The organism is Gluconobacter sp. P5E10 (genome assembly GCF_018812145.1).
GTDB lineage: Bacteria > Pseudomonadota > Alphaproteobacteria > Acetobacterales > Acetobacteraceae > Gluconobacter > Gluconobacter cerinus.
In genome coordinates this window covers 158008-181014 of sequence record NZ_JACRVZ010000003.1, presented here as the reverse complement: position 1 = coordinate 181014, position 23007 = coordinate 158008, and the positions used below count along the sequence as shown (strand labels likewise).

The following is a 23007-nucleotide window of genomic DNA, read 5'->3' as shown; positions in this document are numbered from 1 at the left end:
GGGAGTGTGCCGCAAGACCCTCTCATCCCCACCCCCGAGTATCTCTCCCGCCTGAACCCGGAGCAGAGACGTGCCATCGAGACAACCGAAGGCCCGTTGCTGATTCTTGCCGGTGCAGGAACGGGAAAGACGCGCGTGTTGACGACGCGCTTTGCCCACCTCCTTCTGACCGGAAGGGCTTACCCCAGTCAGATTCTAGCTGTGACATTCACCAACAAGGCTGCGCGTGAAATGCGCGAGCGTGTTGGTGCTCTTCTGGGGGAGCCTGCTGAAGGACTCTGGCTTGGCACATTCCACGCCATCTGCGCGCGGATGTTGCGGCGTCATGCGGAATATGTGGGCCTGACGAGCGGGTTCAATATTCTGGATACGGATGATCAGCTTCGTTTGTTGAAGCAGATTATGGAGCCTTTCCGGCTGGATACGAAGCGTTGGCCGCCTAACCAGCTCATGGGCATCATCCAGCGCTGGAAAGATCGTGGCCTGACGCCGGATCGCGTGACGTCTGCCGAGGATACGGATTTTGCCAATGGGCAGGCCTTGGCCATCTATCGCGGCTATCAGCAGCGGTTGCGCGAACTGAATACCTGCGATTTCGGCGATCTGATGCTGCACATGGTGGAGATCCTGCGGTCCCAGCCGAATGTGCTGGCGCAGTATCATCGGATCTTCCGCTATATTCTGGTGGACGAGTATCAGGATACCAACACGATCCAGTATCTGTGGTTGCGTTTGCTGGCGAAGCGCGAGCAGGGTCCATCCAACATTGCCTGCGTGGGGGACGACGATCAGTCGATCTACTCCTGGCGCGGTGCCGAAGTTGAAAATATTCTCCGGTTTGAGAAGGATTTTCCCGGTGCCGCTGTTGTCCGGCTGGAGCAGAATTATCGTTCGACGGCGCAAATCCTGGCTGCTGCGGCGGGATTGATTGCTCACAATGAAGGACGGTTAGGCAAGACGCTCCGTCCCGGCCGTGAGGATGCGCAGGGCGAGAAGGTTCAGATTATCGGGGTTCGGGATTCCGATGAGGAGGCCCGGATTGTTGGTGGCGCAATTGAACGCCTTCATGCCGATGGTCATCCGCTGTCTGAAATGGCCATCCTGATGCGTGCAGGCTTCCAGACGCGGCCGTTTGAAGAGCGTCTGATGACCATCGGCATACCTTATCGGATTGTTGGCGGTCTGCGGTTTTATGAACGCTCGGAAATCCGGGACTGTCTGGCTTACATGCGCGTTCTGTCGCAGCCTTCGGACGATCTGGCGTTTGAACGGATCATCAATGTTCCGAAGCGCGGCGTAGGGGCTGTGGCTGTGCAGAAGCTACATGGTGTAGCGCGCACCCTGCCCGGCCCGTTAACTGCTGGTGTTCTGACGCAGATTGAACAAGGTGCGCTCAAGGGAAAGTCCAAGGAAGCCCTGACCAGTCTGATGGAGGCGTTTCAGCGCGCGAAAGCGACGCTCGAGACCGAAGGTCAGGTGGTGGCTGTTGAGCAGCTTCTGGAAGACAGCGGCTATCTGCAAATGTGGCGTGATGATCGCTCTGTGGAAGCTCCGGGCCGGCTTGATAACATTCGTGAGCTTTTGCGGGCGATTGGCGAGTTCGCGACGCTCGAAGGTTTTCTGGAGCATGTCGCGCTTGTCATGGATACGGAAAGCGAGACGAGCGACGACAAAGTCAGCCTTATGACGTTGCACGGCTCCAAAGGACTGGAGTTCGATACGGTGTTCCTGCCCGGTTGGGAGGAAGGGGTTTTCCCGTCTCAGCGGTCCCTGGACGAAGGCGGCAACCGGGCGCTGGAGGAAGAACGACGTCTGGCCTATGTCGGGCTGACACGGGCAAGGCTTCGGGCCATCGTTGTTCACGCTGCCAGTCGCCGCATTTATGCGAACTGGCAAGCCTCGATGCCGAGCCGGTTTATTGAGGAAATTCCGTCCGAATACGTTCAGACGAGTGGGCAGTCTCTTGAAAGCCGGAGGCAGGCTGCGGCAACGCCATCCATGTTTGCGTCCGGCCCGTTTACGAGTACGCGTCGTTCTTCAGGGGGGCCTCAGACCCCTCGCCCGCGCGTTACGGACGTGCAGCCGCAGGCGAATGTTCCCCTTGGAGCAACGGTTTTTCATCAGAAGTTTGGCGAAGGCACCGTGATTGCGGTGGATGGCAGCCGACTGGAAATCAACTTTGAAAATGGCGGCATCAAGCGCGTCATGGCAAATTTCGTGGAGATCAGATCGTGATGGCACCCCGCAGCATTGGCCGACGCCATGCCAGTGCGCTTGAAACCCTGTCCATTACGGTGGAAGAGGAATTTGTTCCTCTTTTCGAACAGGCCTTGATGTGTGTCTGTGAGACTGTCGGGATTTTTGAGGCTGATGATGCGCAAAAATACTGGCGCATCGAAGGTGTCAAAGACACTGGTTACAAGGAGGACGAGCTTGAAAGCGCGTTGTCCGTTGCGCGTCTTCTGACGGGTTGTGAGGCAGAACTGCTTCGTGAGGCAACGGAAGCCGAAGGTTGGCTGGCACGAACCTATGAATCCTTCCCACAGCAGGATGTTGGCAAGCGGTTTGCCATTCGAGGGACCCATCTGCATGGTGAGCCTGACCGCTCGCGCCTGACCATTACCCTTGATGCCGGTATTGCCTTTGGGTCGGGCGAACACGGATCAACGCGAGGATGCCTGCGCGCACTGGAAATGGTGGCGTATCGCAAACCTTATCATATTCTGGATATGGGGTGTGGCTCGGGTATTCTGGCAATGGCTGCAGCGAAGCTGCTGCATCGCCCGGTTCTGGCTGTCGACATTGAGCCATGGTCTGTGCGCACAGCCAAAGCCAATGCCCGTCTGAACGGACAGGGCAACCTGCTGGACTGTCGCTTCGGAAATGGCTGGAACACGGCTCAGGTACGCGTCAAGGCGCCGTATGATCTCGTGTTTGCCAATATTCTGGCGCGTCCCCTTTGCCGGATGGCGCAGTCTCTCGCCATCAATCTGGCACCGAACGGCACGGCTATTCTTGCTGGGCTGTTATACACACAGGCCAATATGGTCCTGGCTGCGCATCGCCGTCAGGGCCTTGTTCTGGAGCGTCTGTTGCGTGAAGGCGACTGGGCGACCCTGATTTTGCGTAAAAGAGGCTAAGATGTCTGTCGTAATCCGCGAGGTTCAGGAGGCCGACCTTCCCACAATTCTGCGGATTACGAACGATGCCATCGAGCGTACCGATGCACTCTGGATCAGCACGCCGTTCACGATGGAGCAGCGTCGAAAATGGGTTGCTGATCGACAGGCTCAGAATTTTCCGGTTTTCGTGGCCGTTGATGGAGATGGCGTGGTCTGCGGGTACGCATCCTATGGGCCGTTCCGGGCTTTCGAAGGTTACGCTGGCACGGTCGAACACTCCGTATATGTTTCATCCGAGTGCCAGGGACGCGGACTAGGCAGGCTTTTGCTAAATCAGTTGATCCAGCACGCAAAACGGGCCGGATTTCACGTAATGGTGGCCGGGATTACGGCTGGCAACGAGGCCTCCATCGCGCTGCATCATCGCTTAGGCTTTCAAAATAACGGTATTTTGCCTCAGGTTGGACGAAAGGGTGGCCGTTGGCTGGATCTTTTGTTCATGACGCTCTGCCTTGAGGCTGTTTCCAAACCGGAAAAGGACTTTCCATGACCCTTTCCTCCATTCCGCTCAAAGAGCGCCCTACTCTTGTTCGCAAGGCGTGTGAGGCGCTGGGCGTTGCAGGTTTCATCATCCCGCGGGGGGATGAATATCTTGGGGAATATGTTGCCCCCTGCTCTGACCGTCTGGCCTGGCTTACCGGCTTTACGGGGAGCGCGGGTCTGGCGGTCATTCTCCAGGACGCTGCTGCAGTCTTCTCGGATGGACGTTATACCGTTCAGATGGAGGAACAGGTTCCCCATGATCTCTGGGAGCGGCGACATGTGAGCATGGAGCCTGCGCCCGACTGGCTGGAAGAAAATGCGCAGGGTAAGCGCGTTGGATATGACCCCAAACTGGTCAGCCGTTCCATGCTGGCATCCTGGAGTGCTCCCGGGGTTGAACTGGTGCCGCTGGCATTTAACCCGATTGATCAGGCATGGCTCGACCGCCCTGCTGCGCCGGCTAATCCCGTCATTAATCACGGTGTGGAACTGGCGGGGGAAACAAGTTCAAGTAAGCGCCAGCGCCTCGCTGCCGGGCTACGGAAAGCCGGACAGAATGCTGTGGTGCTGGCGGACTGCACGTCCGTCGCCTGGCTCCTGAATATTCGCGGTAGTGATGTCCCGCTAACGCCTGTGGCCCATGGCTATGGCCTGCTGCATGCTGACGGTCGGGCAGAGCTGTTTGTGGACCCTGCCCGCCTTGAAGGCCGATTGGCTGCAGCGCTTGGTGAAGAGGTCACTGTTCAGGCACCAAGTGCATTGGAAAAACGCCTTGCTGCGCTGGGTGGCAAAGTCGTACGGCTTGATCCTGTGACGACGCCAGTCTGGTTCGAAACGACCCTGAAAGCCGCTGGGGCTTCGGTGGTCGATGGGAATGATCCCTGCACGCTTCCCAAGGCTGTCAAAAACCTGACCGAGCAGGATGGTGCACGTCAGGCGCACCAGCGCGACGGTATTGCGATGGCACGTTTCCTCCATTCCGTTTCGATGTCTGCTGCAGGACAACGGGAGACGGATCTTGTTGAGCGTCTTGGGATGTTCCGCCAACGCTCTGCCGACTATCGGGAACAGAGTTTTGATGCGATTTCGGCCTCGGGACCGAATGGGGCCTATCCGCATTATCGTGCAGAAGTCGGCAAGGATCGCGTGCTTCCGGCCAACAGTGTTTATCTGATTGATAGTGGTGGACAGTATCCGTTCGGGACGACTGACATCACACGGACGCTCTGGGTTGGGCCGGAGTCAGCTCCTCAGGACGTCAAAGAGGCGTTCACGCGTGTTCTGAAGGGAAATATTGCGCTGTCCCGCGTGCGTTTCCCACCGGGTACCACAGGGCATCGTCTGGATGTTCTGGCGCGTGCTGCTCTTTGGCAGGTTGGGCTGGATTATGATCATGGGACCGGACACGGCATTGGCAGTTATCTATCCGTGCATGAGGGCCCGCAGAATATTTCCCCTGCGCCGCGTCCAACAGCCTTGGAAGCGGGGATGATTGTCTCCAATGAACCTGGGTATTACGAGCCGGGGGCTTATGGCATCCGAATTGAAAATCTGATGCTTGTTAAGCCTTCCTCCTATCAAGGGGCGAAGGGCGTATTTCTCGAATTTGAAATCCTGAGCTACACGCCGATTGATCGAGCGCTCATTGATGTGACGCTACTGGATGATGCTGAACTTGCATGGCTTAATGCGTATCACGCAGAGGTTTTGACGCGCGTAGGACCGGTTGTTGAGCCTGATGTGCAGGAGTGGCTTGAGAAAGTCTGTGCGCCGATGATGCGCGAAACGCCCGTTATTTAGTAAGCGTTTATTCATTTTTCCCGGTCATAAGGTTGGTATGACCGGGAAACTCCTGTTTTTTCTATTCTGCATAAGTGTTGCCACCTCATCGGCAGGCGCCAATGACTGGGATATGGCGCGGGCATGTCGCGAGGCCGTGTCTATAGCAGAGCCACAGGCTGGTATTCCGAACGGTCTTTTGGGGGCTATCAGCCGTGTAGAGAGTGGTCGTCGTGACCCTTTATCGGGCCGGACGGTCGCTTGGCCTTGGACTGTGAATGCTGCTGGGAAAGGATATTTTTATCCTTCAAAAGTCGAGGCCGTTGCTGCGGTCGAGGCCTTTCAGAGTGCAGGTATCACATCGATTGATGTTGGTTGCATGCAGGTCAATCTTCATCATCACCCGAATGCATTTCTCTCGTTAGAAGAGGCTTTCGACCCCCTCACCAATGTCAGATATGGGGCTTCTTTTCTAAAGAATCTTTTTACGCAATTGCGTGGCTGGAGCGCGGCAACGGCTGCCTATCATTCTTTAACGCCCGCTTTGGGTGCGGAATATGAAGAGCACGTCATGGCAGTCTGGAATGGGAAGAACGACATTTACAGGCCTCCAGATTTCCTGCCTCAGGTGGTTATGACTGGTTCCGGTCTGCGGGTTATCATGCCGCAGTCTGATGAACGAATAGTAACCAATGTGCCAAGAAGTTCCTTGCAGGCGAGAACGACTACTTCTAGCAGCTTCCCGCCATCGACTGTGAGCCATACTGCTTACGCTCCTCCTCCGCGCATTATCCACCATGTGACAAGTAACAGAGGAGGAACTGAAAGCCATGGCCGCGACCTGATGTCTTATCGTGCAAGTCCAGTCAGGATGGCCTGGCGACAGAACTGACGCGGCTTATTACCTGCCGGGTGCTGTCCAGTTGTTATGTTTGTATCCGGAATATGGACCTGGCGTGTCGCCCTGACGCCAATGGGTGCGATCAACACGATCGGAGTGATGGTCGTGGGCGCAGGATGTCAGCCCAAGGGCCAACAGAACAGGCCCCAGAAGAAAGCGGAACCTCATGATTTCTCTCCACGATATAGCCAGCCTAGCAGCAGGAGGCTGACGACAACGCGGTAGAGGGGATCAACGTTGCGGGGAGAAACCTGTCAAAAGATGATAGAGATACAGCATAAGCCAGTAGAGTTCTTTCAGGAGCACCCAGAAAGCACGGAAGACCTCAAATGGATCAAAATTTGCGCTAACTGACAGATGGCTGTTCCTTCGGGCTTCAAAGTTGCTTTTCGATAAACGAAAAATATCTCCTTAAGAAGCCTGCGTATGATTTCAAAGCGTTCTGAAAGATTTCAAGAACGTCACAACGGATTGAGATGTTTGGAGAGCTTACGTTCAGTAGCTACCCGATAGTCTTTATCCCGTTGCCTCGCTTCAGGAGTGTTTGGAGTTCGGCTCAAAATGCTTTTTCGAGCAGTTGCTGCGCGCAGGCGAATTTCGCTACGGCATACAAATCAGGAGTAGATTCCCTGATATATCTAAACGGCATCAGACCAGAATTATCTTGGCAATTCCTTATCTTCAACCGCCCCAGAGGGCGGTTTTTTTATGTCTGGAGACTTGTATTCTATGCGTATTTTTAATCGCCTTGCAGCTCTTGGCCTCTCATTTTTTTTGATGGCTACCACGGTAGCATGTTCTACCAACGGCAATACCACCACGTTCGATACCGCGGCCCTCAATAAAGATGCCACGGCAATTGCCTATGCCGTGCAGGTTATTGAAACGATGCCGGGTGTGGTTGACCACCTTTCGGCTGATGACAAGGCCAAGTTCGATAGTCTCGTGTCTCAGATCAAGAGTGTTACGGCCTCTATTGATGCCAGTTCGGAAGGTGCTGTCACGGTTGATACTGGCAAAGACTGGGCTAAGTCCCTTGGGGCGGATCTGAATACGCTCTTGAGCATCGCCAGCCCGATTGTGCAAACTTATTATCCATCTGCCAGCTCATATATACAGACCGTTCAGTCTATGATCCCTCTGGTAGAAATGCTGGCTGGTCTGGTTGCAGCTCCGTATGAGAATATGTCTCCAGATAATGCAGATTCGATTAGGGCTCGTATTTACCGCGGGGTTTGATCAGACATTTGAGGCCTACGATAAAAGAGAGCAGGCCTATCTGTTCTCTTTTATGGTTTTTTGAAATGCTGGCAAACTTATAAAGGCGCTGGTGAACCGGGCTATATGTTTGCGACTTGCGATGTTTCGCGTTGGGTAGGGCGGCCGTTTTTATTATGGAGGCCCGCGCAGTTCAGGCAATTTGGCCTAGAGTGTTCTGGTTGATAAATGAGAGGCATGGAGCCTAATGAAAGAAAGCAAAGCCAATATTTCTGGTTTTCATCACGTAGCAATCATTGCTTCGGATTATCAGCGCTCCCGAGCTTTTTATGTCGATGTGTTAGGGTTCACTGTTGTTGCTGAAAATTTTCGGGAAGAGCGGAATTCTTGGAAATGCGATTTGCAGGTTGGTGATGCGCAAATCGAGCTCTTTTCTTTTCCGCACGCACCGCCAAGAGTTTCTCGACCAGAAGCCTGTGGTCTGCGCCATCTTGCATTTCGTGTTCAAGATATTGCTGCGACTGTCGGACATCTGGAGAAGCATGGCGTTGCCTCCGAACCAATCCGAATGGACCCTTATACAGGGCGGCAGTTCACTTTTTTTGCCGACCCAGATGATCTTCCGCTCGAACTATACGAAATATAGTTGAATATGATTTTTCTTAAGTTTTCAGATCCTGAAGAAACCTTGTTTCGTTTATTTAAAGAAAAATTAAACGAGAGTGGCGCGAAATGTATCCATTTAGAGGGCAGTATTGAGGTGCCTTGTCTTCACTGGGTACAAGGAATACAGGCCGTGAATTCAGTTCGAACTGGGCTAGCCCTATATCAGCCAAGATAATGAGCGCTGTGTATTTTTTTTGGGGAGATTTCTGACCGGATCGGGTGGTGGGCGCAACAGGGATTGAACCTGTGACCCCTACCATGTCAAGGTAGTGCTCTACCGCTGAGCTATGCGCCCCCGATCCGGTGAGGCGGTGTTTAGCTGTCTCGAATGGGCGTGACAACCCCCCTTTGAACAAAAAAATGCACTGAGGTTATGACCACCCCTACCCCCTATCCTGCTGTAATCATTCAAAAGCCTCAGAAAACGGCCATTCCTTTGGTGGTTTCCTCTCCGCATTCCGGGCAGAAATATTTTCAGGACTTTTTGCAGAACAGTCGTCTCTCGTTATGGGAGCTGCAACAGACGGAGGATCGATTTGTCGATCAGTTGTTTGAGTGTGTTCCGGTCACGGGGGGCGCATTGCTTTCAACAGAATTTCCCCGGATCTGGTGTGACGTAAACCGGGACTGTCGAGAGCTGGATTCGGGAATGTTCAAACCTCCCCTTCCTCCTTCTGGTCTTCTGCAGACTTCCAAAGTTCGTGCAGGTTTTGGTGTTATTCCCCGTTGTGCCACCCAGGGTCGGCCAATTTACACGCATTGCCTGCCATTGGATGAGGTCCAAAGGCGGCTGGTTACGTCTTGGGTGCCTTATCATGAAGCCCTGCATAATCTTCTGCGCGAGATGAAGGAGCAGTTTGGCTCGGTCATTCTTCTTGAGGCTCACTCCATGCCTCGCCTCCATCAAGCGAAAAGCTGCGACATGGTTTTGGGAGACTTGCATGGGAAATCCTGTTCCCCTGCCCTGACGGACTGTGTGGAGCAATATCTTTCAGGGCGAGGTTATGCTGTTCGCAGAAATGTGCCCTATGCGGGTGGTTACATTACGCGGCATTATGGTCAGCCATCTGATGGGGTCCACGTTCTTCAACTGGAGATCTGCCGATCCCGGTATTTGAATCCAGCGACTCTCCAGCCGTCGCGCGGTTTTGAGCAGGTTAAAGCGGATATGGAAGGTCTCGTTCGGGAATTGGCTGACTTCGTATGTCACTCTTTTGAGGCGGCCGAAGTAGAAGCAGCCGAATGATCCTAATGGCTTTTTTATGGTTTTCTGCTGAGAAACGCGGTCACTAAATTGTGCCCTGATTATTCTCTAAAACTATGCGCTAAGCTCCAGATTTTAAACTCGGGTTTGGGACATAGGCATGTTTCTGGGAATTGATGTCGGAACTTCCGGAATCAAGGTTCTGTTAGTGGACGAAAACCAGCAGGAAGTTGCGTCCCATACAGAGGGATTGACGGTTAGCCGGTTGCACGATGGCTGGAGTGAACAGAACCCTGAAGACTGGTGGACTGCGACCTGTCGCGGCATCGACGTTTTGAAGTCCAGAGTTCCGGACGCTGTTTCTGCGATCCGGGGAATTGGTCTCTCTGGCCAGCAGCATGGTGCGGTTTTACTGGATTCTGCGGGAGATGTGCTGCGGCCTTGCATTCTATGGAATGACACCCGTGCAGAAGCTGAATGCGTCCTTTTTGAAGAGCGCTTCCCAGGGAGCAGGGAAATTACAGGCAATGTGGCAATGCCTGGCTTTACCGCTCCAAAAATTCTTTGGGTCGCACGACATGAACCTGAAGTCTTCGAGCGTCTTCAGCATGTTCTGCTGCCCAAGGCCTGGTTGCGCTACAAAATGACGGGCCAGATGATTGAAGATATGTCCGATGCATCAGGCACTCTCTGGCTGGACGTGGGAAAGCGTGAATGGTCAGTTGAGGCCTTGAAAGCAACGGGTCTGACGCGTGCGAATATGCCTGAGCTCCGTGAAGGAACCGCGGCCGCAGGCTATCTGAACGACGAGCTAACGAAACGGTGGGGAATGGCCGCCTCTCCTGTCTTCGCTGGAAGTGCTGGCGATAATGCTGCCGGTGCTGTTGGGTTGGGTGCAATTCGCAATGGCGATGCGTTCATTTCGTTGGGAACGTCCGGCGTGGTTTGGGTCACGACCGACGTATTTCGCCCCGAGCATCAGTCTGCCATCCATGCGTTCTGTCATGCCGTTCCCGAGACGTGGCATCAGATGGGTGTCACCCTCTCTGCTGCGGCCTCGCTGGCCTGGTGGGCGAGAATATGCGGAATGAAGGAGGTTGATTTGCTGGCCGAACTCCCTGAAAAGCCTGCTCACCCTTCGCCTGTCTTGTTTGCGCCTTATCTCTCTGGCGAAAGAACGCCTCACAACGATGGTACTATTCGCGGTGCATTTATTGGGCTTTCACAAGATACAAGCCGTGCTGAACTGACCCAGGCTGTGCTGGAAGGAGTAGCATTCTCCTTTCGGGACGCCCTTGAGGGCCTGAAAGTGTCAGGATCCTGTATTCAGGAAGCGGATGTGATTGGCGGAGGTTCACGAAGCCCATTCTGGATTTCCATTCTAACGTCCGTGTTGGGGCTCAGGCTCCATTGTCTGGCACATGGTGAACATGGTGGAGCATTCGGCGCCGCTAGACTGGCTCGTATCGCGGCAACGGGTGAGAGCGTGGAGAGCGTTTGCACGTCTCCGGAGCGCGTTTCGGCGACAGACCCTGATTCACATCTTCAAAATGATTACGCCGCGGCATATCGTAGATACCGTAGGGTATATCCTGCACTTCGTAATATTCAGGATGCGTAAATTAATTTTGGCGCTGCGAGAAGAAGAGGTTTTTTCTGCTGCAAACGCGTGATAGGGCCCATGTTCATGCAGACAAAACTTCCTTCCGTCTATCTTGCTGGGGATCTGGTCTTTCGACCTGAGGCCCTCTCCATATTCGAGCGTCTCAAAGCTATTTGCGCAGACTATGGGCTTGAAGGAGTTGCTCCGTTCGATGGGCAGGCAGAGGCTCGCCTGATGCCGCCAGGACGGGAGACTATTCTGGCATTTGTTCGCGCTGACCGTGCCCTGATGGATCAGTGTGATGCAGGCTTGTTCTGTGTGGATCCTTTCCGCCGTGCGGCGGATATGGATCCAGGCACGGCCGTAGAGATCGGGTATATGCACGGTCTGGGGAAGCCGATGGAGGGCTATACAGTTGATGGACGGCTGTATCCCGAGAAAGTTGAAGCCTATTGGGGGAAATCCTGGAAACAGACGCTTCGCCCACGGGTAGAGGATGGTGCGCCAGCGTCAGGAAGTCAGGAAGATCCGGATGGAATGCTGGTTCATTCTGAAGGCCTTTTTCAGAATGGGATGGTCGATGGATTTATTGGTTTCTCGGGTGGGGAAATTTCTGTGGATCCAGATTTTTATGAAGCATTTCGAAAAGCAGCAAAACGTCTCTCAGAGCGCCTTGGGAGTTAAAGTGTATTCCACTCTTTGGTACAGGATCTGAACAGGCTCGCCAGCAGGCTTTAAGAGCAAGAGCGGTGCGCCTATCATTCTGAGAGGTTACCGCCTTGCAATTTCACAGACTGACCATTGTCTGTTTCAGCATCCTATCCGGGTGTGCTTCTTCACCTCAGAAAGATGCCCGCGGGGATCTTTTGAAGCCTGTTCATTCTGCATCTCCAGAGAGTAATGCGATGAATGAGTTGAAGGATGGCAAAGTTCATGGCTCCATGTCGATGAGTACGGGTTTTGGAACCGGTCGCGCCCTTAATGGAGTGGGGAACGTTGGGCCGTTGGGTGGCTGGTAGAAGACACAATTATTAAAAGTGATTTTGTTGTTTTTCTATTTCGGGAAACATGAAAATTTGTGTTTGTAGGTCTTTATCAGGGTATTTACGTACGCCCATAAGCGCTTCTTAATGGTTTGGAAAACATGTTTGATGCAGACTTCAAGAGGTCGGCTTATTGTAAATCTGGGATAGTTTGATTTTTCATGCTTTTACGTCTGACAAAAAAATGTCCACCATTTCTTTTTGTCGGCGTCGTTGTATTTGTTGCAGCAACGATTGGCATATCCTCCCGCTACATCGGGCAGCTTGCCCAGATCTGGCCAGCAAACGCTTTGTTGCTCTGGCTGATGATCACTTACCCGCGCTTTAGCCAAAAACGCTGCTGGATTAGCGCATCTGCAGGTTTTTTGCTTGCCGGGTGGGTAATGTCGGATCCACTTTTCGTCAATATTTGGCTGGCCACGGCTAACCTGGCTGGCGTTAGTGTAGGGTATGCTCTGTTCCGACGATTGGAGCGACAAGAAAAAGAGCTGGATGGCCCTCAGTCTGTTCTCGCGTTGCTTCTCGTTTGTTCTGGTGCGGCTGGGGCGGCCGCATTGGTGGGAACAGGAATAGCATTTTCTCTCCCCGGTAGTACGCCGTGGGGCCGCTTCATTCTGTGGTTCAGTAGCGAACTGAACCGATATCTCGTTTTGCTCCCTGTCTGTTTTGCGGGGAAAAAATGGTTCTCAGATCTCGTACATGCGGGCTGGCGGAGCGTCCTGTCAGCGCAAAGCTTCAATATTGCTCCGATTGTAAGTTTGGCAGCGTCAGTTGTTCTTGCGACCCTTACCGGAGGCCCGGGTGCTATTGCCTTTCCCGTCCCTGCCCTGCTGTGGTGTGCCCTCACCTATAGCGTGTTGCCAATGTGCCTTGTCGTTCTGATTTTCAACGTCACGGTGATGGGAATTGTGGAAGCTGGCCTGCTGAATTTTCATCAGACGAACGAGACTATTGGCGTCACTGTTTCTTTTCGGCTTGGGCTCTCTTTTTTAGTGCTTGGCCCACTGACGGTGGCCGCCATTATGAATACCCAGCGTGCTCTGGTCGCTCGGCTGAATCAGTCCATTACCTGGGATAGTCTGACGCACGTTCTAAGCCGCCAAGCTTATCTGGAGAGAAGTGCGGATCTGATAAAAAACGTTAGGGAAACGCGGAAGGATGAGGGCGTCGCCATACTGATGCTGGACCTTGATCGCTTCAAGGATATTAACGACACATATGGCCATTTCACCGGAGACGCAGCGCTTGTTGCTGTAAGCGCGGCTATTTCTGATGCTTTGTGTGCCGAGCAAATATTTGGTCGTGTTGGCGGAGAAGAGTTCGCAATTACTGTCGCCGCTATTGATGAAAACATGGCGCTCGGTCTGGCTGAAAAAATTCGCCAGACCGTAGAGAATGTTTCGTGCTTTATCTCTGACGTAGGCTTGCAAATGACAGTGAGTATAGGCGTTGTTTATCGAAAGGAGGCGGACGTTATAGATTTTCAGTCTCTTCTGACGCAAGCCGATGCAGCTCTCTATGCAGCCAAGACTGCTGGCCGTAATTGCGTTATGAAATACTCGTCTTTAAATAGGAATTAATTTTTTACCTGTTTTCAAAAATATTATTTGTTTGAAATTTAGAAAATTTTTGCAAACTCAAACTTGTTAAAAAGAAACCCAGCCGAAGCTGGGGTTCCAAATTACATGCCGCCGTTGGGACCGTTGCCGCCGCCCATTCCGCCGCCACGGCCTCCACCTTGGTTGTATCCGCCACCGCCATTGCCGCCCGGCCCATTACCATAACTACCTTGTCCGCCCCCGTGATGATGGCCACCACCATGACGGCCGCCCATACCATCAGGTCCGGGACCCCAGCAGGCTGACAGAGCAAGTGCCAAGCTGATGGCTGTGCCAATTTTTACAATCTTGTTCATACGTTCCTCCTGACACCATTAACGCACGAACTTAGGAGCAGAGGGATAGCGAACTTGAAACAAAAAGAAACTGAGGTACTGCCTTTATCATGCTGAATCTATTGAAATAGATAGGCTTCTTGTATGTACTCTAATGCTGTTTTCTTGAATAGATTACGTAAAATGGCCTTATAAAATTCTTCTAAATTACTTTACTCGGATTGAAAGGGGATTTTCAAACTTTAAACGCTCGCAAAAATCCCTCTATATCGTCGTTCATCAAGAGTTTCATTCTTGTTCGGATAACGTCTTCAGGCCAATCCCACCACGCAATTTCTAAAAGCTGTTCTATTACTTCTTCAGAAAATCGATATTTTATAACACGTGCCGGGTTCCCGCCGACAATGGCATAGGGCGGAACATTTTTGGTCACGACTGCAGCAGTGGCAATGATTGCACCAGAACCAATGATGACACCAGACATTATATTAGCGCGCGCTCCAATCCAAACGTCATTGCCAATAATAATATCTCCTTTTGTGGAGTGATCATCAACTGCATCGGCAGCCTCTGGCCATGCAAATGAAATATCCTTAAATGGGTATGTAGTAATAGTATCGTATCTATGATTCCCTAGAATCATCAAGACTTCGCTGGCGATGGAACAATATTTTCCTACATGAAGTCTGGCATATTTTTCTTCTATAACTATGGGGGAACCTTTGGCTCCATAGGAATGTTCACCAATCTTCCATCCCCATTCTTCAATTTCATATGCGAGAGAGTGCCGAAGGAGTAGTTGAAAAATATTGTTACGACGAAGCATGGATTTTAGTTCCTCCGGTTAAGAGTTTACAAAACCTATAATCTTCTTTTCATCGCCTTACAGATATCTTTTTACTGAGAAATTGGAATGATCTCAATTGTGTGAATGGGGCATTTAATTCTGAATGCTTCAACACGTGTTGAGTATCGAGATGTTTGAGAAGAGCTTTTAATCGAGTGACATGAAGTTCATTATGTCGCGCATTCATCGTGCGACGATGACATCCCCGCGAGAAGCGGGGCATGGGCAGCAAGCCTTCGGGATATAAATTCGGTGAACAATCGCACGCGTTTTGTCTTGCGTGTCTCTCCCTGTGTCAGAAGCCACAGCGTTCCGTGCCCGTACAACTCGGTGCCGGGTACCCTGACGAGCGACGGGTCCCCATCACCCACGAAGCATGGGAGTTTCGTCATCCCAATCCCCTGCTGAACTGCAACAATTTGCGTTTCAGCATCCGGCGTTCTGAACAAAGCCCCAGTGGTACGCACCTCTCCTTCGCGCGCCCACCCAGGTTGCCCTTCGGTGTTTGCGACGATCCAGCGTATGGAGGGCGGCCTATCAGAGCGCCACGCGACGAGAAGATCGCGAGACATATAGATACCGCTGGATACAACAGGGCCGATCATACCGTGAAGATTGAGCGGCAACGTGTCACGGTTCAGCACGATGCGGATGGCGACATCAGCGTCCCGGTTGGTCAGATTCGCGACTGCACCTGTTGGCACGACATTCATCTCTATGTCTGGATGCCGCCCTGAAAACTCGGCGAGATCCGGCATCAGGAGATGTGTCGCCAGAAACGGCGGCAACGTCACGCGTAAGAGGCCTCGTACGGTCTGATCACGCCCCAGAACGCAGGTCTCGAGTTGATGAGATGACGCCTCCATCTGGGCTGCAAACTCAATGATTTCCCGACCGGCCAAAGTCAGGCGGTAGCCTGCGGGCAGCTTTTCGAATACCTGCGCCCCAAGGCGTTCTTCAAGCTGGGCAATGCGGCGCAGTACCGTCGAGTGATTAACCTTCAGACAGTTGGCTGCAGATCGCACGGAACCACCCCGTGCTACCGCAAGAAAGTAACGAACGTCATCCCAGTCAATCATGGTGCACTCGGGCACCACGAAGCGGCTCTTTCAAAACCATATTCGACATTTTTTTCTCCTGACCATCATTTGACCTTAGCGGCCCCAGACAGCCGTCGCTGGGTCTTTCGCGAGTAAGGTCTAGGGACTCGATTTGCGTCAAACGGAAGTCCGGATCGATTTTGCACCACCAATATGCACGGTTGCGCACTCACAGGTCCATGAACAGCAGCCCAATTTGAGTGGCACGGGGCAGTCCCGGACAACCAAAGACAAAGTGGAAAAAACTCATGGGAAAGCTTGAAGGTAAGGTCGCCGTCATCACAGGTGGATCAAGCGGCATGGCGCTGGCGAGCGCACAACTGTTTGTTGAAGAAGGCGCCTATGTTTTTATCACGGGCCGAAGGCAGGAGACCCTGGACGAGGCTGTTAGGCAGATCGGCCGAAACGTAACGGGCGTACGTGGAGATGCCGCCAATCTTGATGACCTTGATCGTCTCTTTGAGACGGTCAAACGCGAAAAAGGCACGATCGACATCCTTTACGCCAGTGCAGGTACTGGTGAAGCCCTCTCATTGGGCGAGATTACCGAGCAGCACTTCGATACGACTTTTAACCTGAATGTGCGTGGCACGCTGTTCACGGTGCAGAAGGCGTGCCGCTCTTCAATGACGGTGGATCGATCTTTATGACCGGGTCCGTTGCGGCGCTCAAAGGTTTCCCTGGCTACAGCGTGTATGCGGCGAGCAAGGCCACGCTGCATGCTTTTGCACGCGGGTGGCTCAATGAATTAAAGGGCCGCAATATCCGTGTGAACGTGTTGCATCCGGGGCCAATCGCCACACCAATGCAGGATCAGGTTCTGACCCCGGAAGCCAAACGGATGTTCGAATCCCTGATCCCGCGCGGAACTATGGGCCGTCCTGAGGAAATTGCCGCTGCTGCACTGTTTCTAGCTTCAGAGGATTCAAGTTTCGTGAACGGAATGGAGCTCTGTGTCGACGGTGGCTTCTCGGCCATCTGAGCTACGAACCGGAGGATGGAACGTGTTCGCTACTGAACATTTTCCAGTCTCCAGGATTATCGTCGCGAATAAAAATTGGAAACATGACAATGAGCTACGCCATAATCGGGTTTGGCAGGATTGGCCAAGCCCTTGCCCATGCTTTCGCCCGTAAAAACATCACCGTGGCTGTCGCAAGTCGTCAGTCGCCTGAAGTACTGGCCCCCCTCGCCCAGGCAATTGGTCCTACGGTCGTCGCCTCCTCGCTACAGAATGCGCTGCAAGCCGAAACTATTATTCTCGCGGTTCCGTTTGAGCAGCATGGTGAAGTGGCGAAGAGCCTTCCAAATTGGGAGGGTAAAACGGTCATTGACGCGATGAACTCGTTGGCACCTCTTGGCGAGATGGACGGCCTCCTGTCATCCGTTTACGCCATGAAGGCCTTTGCAGGTGCAAGGTTTGTAAAAGGTTTCAACCATCTGATTGCTGCCACCCTGGCGACTGACCCATGCGTTGAAGGCAGCCATCGGGTTGTCTTTTTGTCTAGCGACGAGGAGGATGCGATCGCGCCTGTCGCGACTTTGGCCAAGAATCTCGGGTTCGCTCCCATTAATCTGGGGAAGCTTAACGAAGGTGGTGCGTTGGTCCATGCACGTGGGCGCATCTGGGGGCCGCTCATTTTCCAGGATGTGTTCAAGAAAAAGCAGTAGTTGAGGCCCGGTGGGTTGATGCCTCTGTAAGATACGCTCGACCCGCCGCCTCTATCACAATGATAAAAAAGGCGGCTTCTAACGTGTGCAAAAGCACACGCATTTATTCCTTTCTGTTCTGAAGGTGCAGAGCGAACCCTGTGATGCCCGGCTCTTCAAGATTAGGCAGAAGTTGCATCGTGGGGATCTGATAGTCGCCGCCGTTCTGCTGCCGATAGGCGATAGGAGGCGTTTCTGTCAGAGCACTCATCCGCAGTCGGAGGTCTCTTTCCAGGAGAGCGAATTTTGCATCGTCAGTGCGATCGGCACGATAGGCCACAAACGGCGGTAGCACTGTAAAGCCCGGGTAGAACAGAATGCCGTGGTGGATCGGGAATAGTAAATCGTCGATCGGACCGTTGATTCCACGTGCCGAGTAATGCTCCGGCCAGCCGCCAGTTGTGACGATGAGCATGGCGCGCTTTCCGGCCATGACGCCTTCGCCATAACGGTCCCCCCAGCGACTGTCGCTGTGTTCCCCGACCCCATATGCGAAGCCGCAGGCATACACCCGATCCACCCATCCCTTAAGAATTGCGGGCATCGTGAACCACCACAGAGGAAACTGGAGAATCACGGTATCAGCCCAGAGCAGCTTTTCCTGCTCTGCTTTGACGTCGTCCGTGAGTGTACGGGCTGTGAACTCCTTTGATGACTCTGCCGCGACTTTCAGGCGGTCCGTGTTTTTGAGCCCCGGAAAATCGTCACGGTCGACGGTTGCTTTCCAGTTCATGGCATAGAGGTCCGAGACCTGAACCTGATGGCCTTGGGCATGCAGTGCGCTGACAGCGACATCAAGCAGGGCACCGTTCAGCGACTGCCTCTCAGGATGGGCGAACACAATCAAAACATTCATGAGTGTTTTCTCGCTCGATAGAGAATTGAAACGCCCACTCAGAATAGGAGACCGGATATTGTTCCTCTATAGATATGGTATGAATAGGACTATGCCATTTTATGGAACAATCTGACATCACACTCGATCGAATGCGGACCTTCGTACGGATTGCGGAACGGGGAAACCTGACAGCCGTTGCGCGAGAGTTCGGTCATGGCCAGTTAACCATCACACGGCATCTCCATGAACTGGAACAGGCGCTTGGTGTGTCCCTTTTTACCCGGACGACGCGGCGTGTGGCGCTGACCGATGAAGGTCTGCGCTATTATGAGCATTGCCTGAAGATTTTATGTCTCGTGGAGCAGGCCAATCAGGAGATGCGGGAAACGCGCCAGGCAACAGCTGGCACAATCCGGATATCATGCACGGCAGCTTTGGGAGTCCTTCATATCAGCCAACTGATCTTCGCTTTTCAGGACAAGCATCCGGGTATCCGAGTTGAATTCAACTTGACCGACGAACGGATAGATCTCGTACAAGAAGGCGTCGATATTGCTCTCCGGCTCGGTCCTCTGACGGATAGCGCGATGAAACTGCGCGCCCTCGGGGAAAGCCATCGTGTATTGGTCGCCTCACCTGCGTGGTTGTCGGTTCATGGCAGGCCTCAAGTGCCAGACGATCTCGCCGGTCTGGAAGGAATTCGGCTTTCACGGGTGCAAGGCTCTGACAGGCTCATTCTTCATGGCCCGGACGGCAAACGCTCAACCTTGCCATTTCGGGGGCGTTTGACTGTCGATCACGGGCTTGCAGCACGAGAGGCATTTCTGGCCGGCCGCGGATTTGGTCCTGCACATCGTTGGCTGGTGGAAGATTGTCTCGCTGACGGGCGACTTGAGCGTGTCCTGCCTGACTACGAACTGACGTCTTCTTCCCTCAGCATGTTGATCTCTCCAGAACGGGCAAGCCTGAACCGGGTCAGGCTCTGCGTGGATTTTTTAGCCGAACGGATCGCGAAAATTCCAGGGATCGTTCGATGATCTGTACGATGAAAAGTCAGGCTCCCTTGTGGGATGTCAGAATAATGTGGGATTTTCGAAAAGGGGCGCCTGATTTTCGTGGAACATAATGTCTGCTCAGCGAAGGGCGTAGCTTTTCCATTATTGAAAAGGAGTGGCACGGAAGCAGATCTCAGGCAGCCTTAACATCAATGTTCAAAATATTGGTTAGCGGTTCCGAGGCATACCTTTCCTCATTGCAATCTATGTTGTGCCCAATTTCGCAATGTCAGGAGACCTGTGTGCTCATGACGGAGGCTGGCAATATCGGCATGAAATCCGTCGCGTGCGATCCATTCGAACATGAGACGGAAATCTTCCGGTAGCTTTGCGCAAAGTGGCGCCGGCATTTTGAAGGACAGTGTAGGGCGCAGGCCTGAGCGACGGAGAATGGACGAGGCAGATTGCAAGGTGACGGTGTCGCCTGCCAGTTCAATATTCCGTCCGGAAAATTGCTCGGGTTTTGCGAATGCTTCAGCGGCAAACCACCCGACATCCCGGACCGAAACAAGTTGCATGGACTGTTTGGGCGCGAGATAGGTTTTCATCATCGAAAGCATTGTCGTGCGGAACACAAAGGTGGAAAAATTTTCCATAAAGGCCGCTGGCCGAAGAATGGTCGCATTGAGACCAAGCCCCACGATATGCTGCTCAATGGCCCACTTACTTTCGAAATGAGGCACCCTACTCTGGCGCTCTGCCCCACCTGCAGAACACTGCACGAAATGTCGGACACCGCTTTCTGCAGCCAGCGTCGCCAGTAATTTGCCCTGACGCTCCTCTCCCTCCGGCCCGATTTTCATGGGAGATTGAACGGACAGAACTCCATGGACGCCGCGGAGTGCTGTCCGAAGGGACTGCTCGTTTTCCAGGTCGCCCTGTATCAGTTCGACTCCAAGTTTTGCCAAAGCAGCAGCTTTTGGAGCATGAGGGTCACGGACCAGTGCTCGGATCTGCCATGGTCCTGCGCGACGCAACATTTCGTGGATGGTAGCGCCACCCTGCTGCCCGGTCGCACCTGTGATCAGGATAATTGGCTTTGACATGGTTGTCCTCTCGTTGGAGGGCGACACTATGCTGTTCCGCTTGTGAAGAGCAGATATCTTATCGTAGACGTTGCGTCCCATTTATGGAACGTTCTCCAATGAACTCTGATGATCTTGGTTGCTTCATACATATTGCAGATGCCTTGAGCCTGAGTGCAGCCGCTCGAGCAACAGGCATCTCAAAATCCTCCCTTAGTCGAGCGCTACTTCGTCTTGAAGAGATCATTGGAGCGAAGTTGTTTGAACGCAGCCCGCAGGCTCTCCGGCTGACGGAGGCAGGACGGATGCTTCTGCCCTATGCGCGTCGGGTTATGGATGATTTAGATGAAGCAAAAGCCGCTCTTGATGGTGTGACAGGACAGCCACGAGGTATCTTGCGGATCAATGCTGCGATGACCTTTGCGCTTGGCCTCGTTGCCCCAATGCTTCCTGATTTTCTCAAACGTTTTCCCGAACTGCATGTGCATTTCGATACGGAAAACCGCGTTGTAGATTTTGCGCGGGAGGATGTGGATATAGCCATTCGTATAGGCGCGCTGCCCAACTCAGACCTGATCGCGCGCAAACTGGGTCACATTGCGTTATGGCCATGTGCCAGCCCCGCATATCTGGCTCAACGAGATCCCTTGGATACGCCAGCAGATCTGATCAATCACGTCCTTCTTGGGTGGACTGATCAACCCACGATATGGCGTTTTCAGGACATGCAGAAACGCGAGCATCGCGTTCCTGTTCCCGTTGGGTCCGTTGTGCCTGAGCCTGCCGTGTTGCAGGTCTTGCTTGAACACGGTGCTGGAGTTGGACGTTTGCCTGATTTTCTCGCTCGACCCGCCATTGAGCGGGGAGTTTTGGTCAGGGTCCTTCCAACATTCACAACAGAAACCGTGGAAGCGCATGCTGTTTATGCCGCGCACCGAAGTCTTTCCTCAAAAATCCGCGTGTTTATTGATGCATTACGGATGCATCTGTTGCAGTAAACTGAGGCAGGTAACGATAGGCATGTTTCTAGATAAGCCATCGCCGCGATGGGGTCGGTCAGTGACGATTTAACGCATGATCTGAAACGTTGTCTGTTTGTGAGGGGAGCGGAATTTGGTTCTTCTCGGATGTCTATGTAGAGGTCACGATAACTGATCCGTTTTTTCGTTTAAAGCGTGCGTCCCGCCAGATTGCCAGTACTGACGCGACCCATAGTCCACCGGCCGACATGAAGCCGGAAATTGCGCTCCCCAGAGGCGCTCCGAGAACAAATCCAATTAGTCCAACGAAAATCAGCACCCCGCCTAAAGTATAAAATGGTGAAAATGGCGCGACATATGCAATTGGAATGAAGTGCAACCCGACGACTAATGCCATCGCAGGCATCAGAAATTCCGGGTGATGGAAGTTCATGACGATATTGGATGCAAGGAAGAGGCCAACTCCCTCACCGATGCTGCTCCAGCTTATTACTTTCTTGGCCCGTTCTGATGGCGCAATACCGTCACCCGGTTGGCGAATGACGTGAACAGCAAAAAAGGCGATGATCCCGAAAACTATGAACGGGAGCACTAACTTCAATCCGCTTTCGTCAAACTGCCAATATAAAGTCATGGACGCAAAGAACGCTCCGAAAAAACCCATAATGAGAGCACCCCACGAACCCATTTCATCACCTCGATTGAATGCTGTTCCGATATCGACATTATTGTCGATCTTCAGAATGTCGAGTGCTGGTAGACGTCCGTAGAGTAAATATCGCCTATCGACGGCCTCCGACAAATAAGCCTGTCAGGTTGTGATTGAGCTAATAGCCTGCGGCTTTGGGCGGCGACGCAACCAGCGGTCGGCAGGACGTGATAAAAAATATTCTATGCCATTGTGTAGGTCGCATTGAAAAAGACCTGATCCAGAGCCTTATGCCGGCGAGGTTAAGAAAACTGATGAAGGACAAAGCGGTCATGTCGTAGCGGGGCATGATATGGCGCATCTGCTTGAACCTGTTGAACATCCGCTCGATGCGATTGCGATTTCTGTAATGTCGCCAGTCTGTTTTCTGTGGGGCGCTGTGGCCTTCGGGTAATGGAATGAGCGGCAGGATCCGGTGGACCAGCAGATGCTGGCAGAAACTGTCACTGTTAAAGCCCCGGCCGCGCAGAGGCCTTAGGTTTTGGAACGGACAACTTCATCAGGGCGTCTGTAGCTTTGTAGTATGAGGCCTGTACTTTGATGGAGGTGTAGCTAAGACGGCATCCCTGATTGTCAAATCGGGCATAGATTTTGCTTGTAAAGCCTCGGACTGAGCCGCCCTTTTGTCCCAGTGGGCTGCGGACCACTGCCAGACTGATTTCCCGATAAGTGCCACCGGAGAGCCGCTGTTCGCAGCGGCCGAAGCGATACTTCATGCGCCATAGTCGCGAGCCGTTGGGCTATACGAGAATGAGCAAGCCCCCCCCCCG

22 protein-coding genes, 1 tRNA gene and 1 pseudogene are annotated in these 23007 nt (G+C 53.0%); 15 read left to right on the top strand and 9 right to left on the bottom strand.

Annotated features, from left to right (window positions below; all coding sequences use genetic code 11):
* Positions 1-6 precede the first annotated feature (6 nt).
* Genes KP707_RS07330 through KP707_RS07310 form a run of 5 tightly spaced genes read left to right on the top strand, consistent with a single transcriptional unit; the run spans position 7 to position 6336 of the window.
* Positions 7-2235 (top strand): UvrD-helicase domain-containing protein, encoded by a 2229-nt coding sequence (locus tag KP707_RS07330; RefSeq protein WP_211502687.1) that lies wholly within the window; start codon positions 7-9, stop codon positions 2233-2235.
* Complete coding sequence (locus tag KP707_RS07325) at positions 2235-3140, top strand: 50S ribosomal protein L11 methyltransferase (protein ID WP_211502837.1); 906 nt, start codon at positions 2235-2237, stop codon at positions 3138-3140. Before KP707_RS07330 ends, KP707_RS07325 begins: the two co-directional genes overlap by 1 nt.
* 1 nt (position 3141) lies before the next feature.
* Complete coding sequence (locus KP707_RS07320; protein WP_211502686.1) at positions 3142-3672, top strand: GNAT family N-acetyltransferase; 531 nt, start codon at positions 3142-3144, stop codon at positions 3670-3672.
* Positions 3669-5465 (top strand): aminopeptidase P family protein, encoded by a 1797-nt coding sequence (locus tag KP707_RS07315; protein WP_211506769.1) that lies wholly within the window; start codon positions 3669-3671, stop codon positions 5463-5465. The genes KP707_RS07320 and KP707_RS07315 overlap by 4 nt, the downstream gene beginning before the upstream one ends.
* A 37-nt stretch (positions 5466-5502) precedes the next feature.
* On the top strand, positions 5503-6336 hold the full coding sequence (locus KP707_RS07310; protein ID WP_211502684.1) for a transglycosylase SLT domain-containing protein: 834 nt from the start codon (positions 5503-5505) through the stop codon (positions 6334-6336).
* Between the two features lie 9 nt (positions 6337-6345).
* Here the strand turns inward: KP707_RS07310 and KP707_RS07305 are convergent, their stop codons facing one another.
* Complete coding sequence (locus KP707_RS07305) at positions 6346-6513, bottom strand: hypothetical protein (protein ID WP_198150435.1); 168 nt, start codon at positions 6511-6513, stop codon at positions 6346-6348.
* Positions 6514-7074: 561 nt separating this feature from the next.
* Between KP707_RS07305 and KP707_RS07300 the strand changes: the two genes are divergently transcribed.
* Positions 7075-7584: a hypothetical protein gene (locus tag KP707_RS07300; protein WP_211502683.1), complete on the top strand. Its 510-nt coding sequence runs from the start codon at positions 7075-7077 to the stop codon at positions 7582-7584.
* Between the two features lie 226 nt (positions 7585-7810).
* Positions 7811-8209, top strand: coding sequence for a VOC family protein (locus tag KP707_RS07295; RefSeq protein ID WP_211502682.1), 399 nt, complete (start codon positions 7811-7813; stop codon positions 8207-8209).
* 240 nt (positions 8210-8449) lie between these two features.
* Here KP707_RS07295 and KP707_RS07290 read toward each other — a convergent pair.
* Positions 8450-8524 (bottom strand) — tRNA-Val (locus tag KP707_RS07290).
* 78 nt (positions 8525-8602) lie between these two features.
* Between KP707_RS07290 and KP707_RS07285 the strand changes: the two genes are divergently transcribed.
* The 4 genes from KP707_RS07285 (at position 8603) to KP707_RS07270 (ending at position 13659) form a co-directional block, all read left to right on the top strand.
* Entirely contained in the window at positions 8603-9475 is an 873-nt protein-coding gene (locus tag KP707_RS07285; protein WP_211502632.1) for an N-formylglutamate amidohydrolase, read from the top strand.
* A gap of 118 nt (positions 9476-9593) precedes the next feature.
* Complete coding sequence (gene xylB / locus KP707_RS07280; RefSeq protein WP_211502631.1) at positions 9594-11054, top strand: xylulokinase; 1461 nt, start codon at positions 9594-9596, stop codon at positions 11052-11054.
* Between the two features lie 66 nt (positions 11055-11120).
* Entirely contained in the window at positions 11121-11720 is a 600-nt protein-coding gene (locus KP707_RS07275) for a nucleoside 2-deoxyribosyltransferase (protein WP_064275402.1), read from the top strand.
* A gap of 742 nt (positions 11721-12462) precedes the next feature.
* Complete coding sequence (locus tag KP707_RS07270; protein ID WP_249202852.1) at positions 12463-13659, top strand: sensor domain-containing diguanylate cyclase; 1197 nt, start codon at positions 12463-12465, stop codon at positions 13657-13659.
* A 101-nt stretch (positions 13660-13760) separates the two neighbouring features.
* On the opposite strand, the gene KP707_RS07265 is transcribed toward KP707_RS07270, so the two are convergent.
* The 3 genes from KP707_RS07265 to KP707_RS07255 form a co-directional block, all read right to left on the bottom strand.
* Positions 13761-13994, bottom strand: coding sequence for a hypothetical protein (locus tag KP707_RS07265; RefSeq protein WP_249202851.1), 234 nt, complete (start codon positions 13992-13994; stop codon positions 13761-13763).
* Between the two features lie 214 nt (positions 13995-14208).
* The gene (locus tag KP707_RS07260; RefSeq protein ID WP_211502629.1) at positions 14209-14799 is read right to left on the bottom strand and encodes a CatB-related O-acetyltransferase; all 591 of its coding nucleotides are present in this window, start codon (positions 14797-14799) and stop codon (positions 14209-14211) included.
* Positions 14800-14990: 191 nt separating this feature from the next.
* Entirely contained in the window at positions 14991-15917 is a 927-nt protein-coding gene (locus KP707_RS07255; protein ID WP_346343900.1) for a LysR family transcriptional regulator, read from the bottom strand.
* Positions 15918-16168: 251 nt separating this feature from the next.
* Between KP707_RS07255 and KP707_RS07250 the strand changes: the two are divergent.
* Positions 16169-16902 (top strand): annotated as a pseudogene (locus tag KP707_RS07250) (SDR family NAD(P)-dependent oxidoreductase).
* A gap of 83 nt (positions 16903-16985) precedes the next feature.
* Positions 16986-17591 carry an NADPH-dependent F420 reductase gene (locus KP707_RS07245; protein ID WP_373687786.1) on the top strand — a complete coding sequence of 202 codons (606 nt, stop codon included), beginning with the start codon at positions 16986-16988 and terminating at the stop codon, positions 17589-17591.
* Between the two features lie 103 nt (positions 17592-17694).
* Here KP707_RS07245 and KP707_RS07240 read toward each other — a convergent pair whose 3' ends face one another.
* The gene (locus KP707_RS07240) at positions 17695-18486 is read right to left on the bottom strand and encodes an NAD(P)H-dependent oxidoreductase (RefSeq protein WP_211502627.1); all 792 of its coding nucleotides are present in this window, start codon (positions 18484-18486) and stop codon (positions 17695-17697) included.
* Between the two features lie 101 nt (positions 18487-18587).
* Between KP707_RS07240 and KP707_RS07235 the strand changes: the two genes are divergently transcribed.
* On the top strand, positions 18588-19505 hold the full coding sequence (locus KP707_RS07235) for a LysR family transcriptional regulator (protein ID WP_211502626.1): 918 nt from the start codon (positions 18588-18590) through the stop codon (positions 19503-19505).
* Positions 19506-19717: 212 nt separating this feature from the next.
* Here the strand turns inward: KP707_RS07235 and KP707_RS07230 are convergent, their stop codons facing one another.
* Positions 19718-20569, bottom strand: a complete 852-nt coding sequence (locus KP707_RS07230; protein WP_211502625.1) for an NmrA/HSCARG family protein — start codon at positions 20567-20569, stop codon at positions 19718-19720.
* Positions 20570-20667: 98 nt separating this feature from the next.
* Between KP707_RS07230 and KP707_RS07225 the strand changes: the two genes are divergently transcribed.
* Positions 20668-21546: a LysR family transcriptional regulator gene (locus KP707_RS07225; RefSeq protein ID WP_211502624.1), complete on the top strand. Its 879-nt coding sequence runs from the start codon at positions 20668-20670 to the stop codon at positions 21544-21546.
* A gap of 133 nt (positions 21547-21679) precedes the next feature.
* Here KP707_RS07225 and KP707_RS07220 read toward each other — a convergent pair whose 3' ends face one another.
* Together KP707_RS07220 and KP707_RS07210 are read right to left on the bottom strand one after the other, a co-directional pair.
* Positions 21680-22330 carry a hypothetical protein gene (locus KP707_RS07220; protein WP_249202850.1) on the bottom strand — a complete coding sequence of 217 codons (651 nt, stop codon included), beginning with the start codon at positions 22328-22330 and terminating at the stop codon, positions 21680-21682.
* 356 nt (positions 22331-22686) lie between these two features.
* On the bottom strand, positions 22687-22953 hold the full coding sequence (locus tag KP707_RS07210; RefSeq protein WP_211502623.1) for a hypothetical protein: 267 nt from the start codon (positions 22951-22953) through the stop codon (positions 22687-22689).
* Positions 22954-23007: the final 54 nt, after the last annotated feature.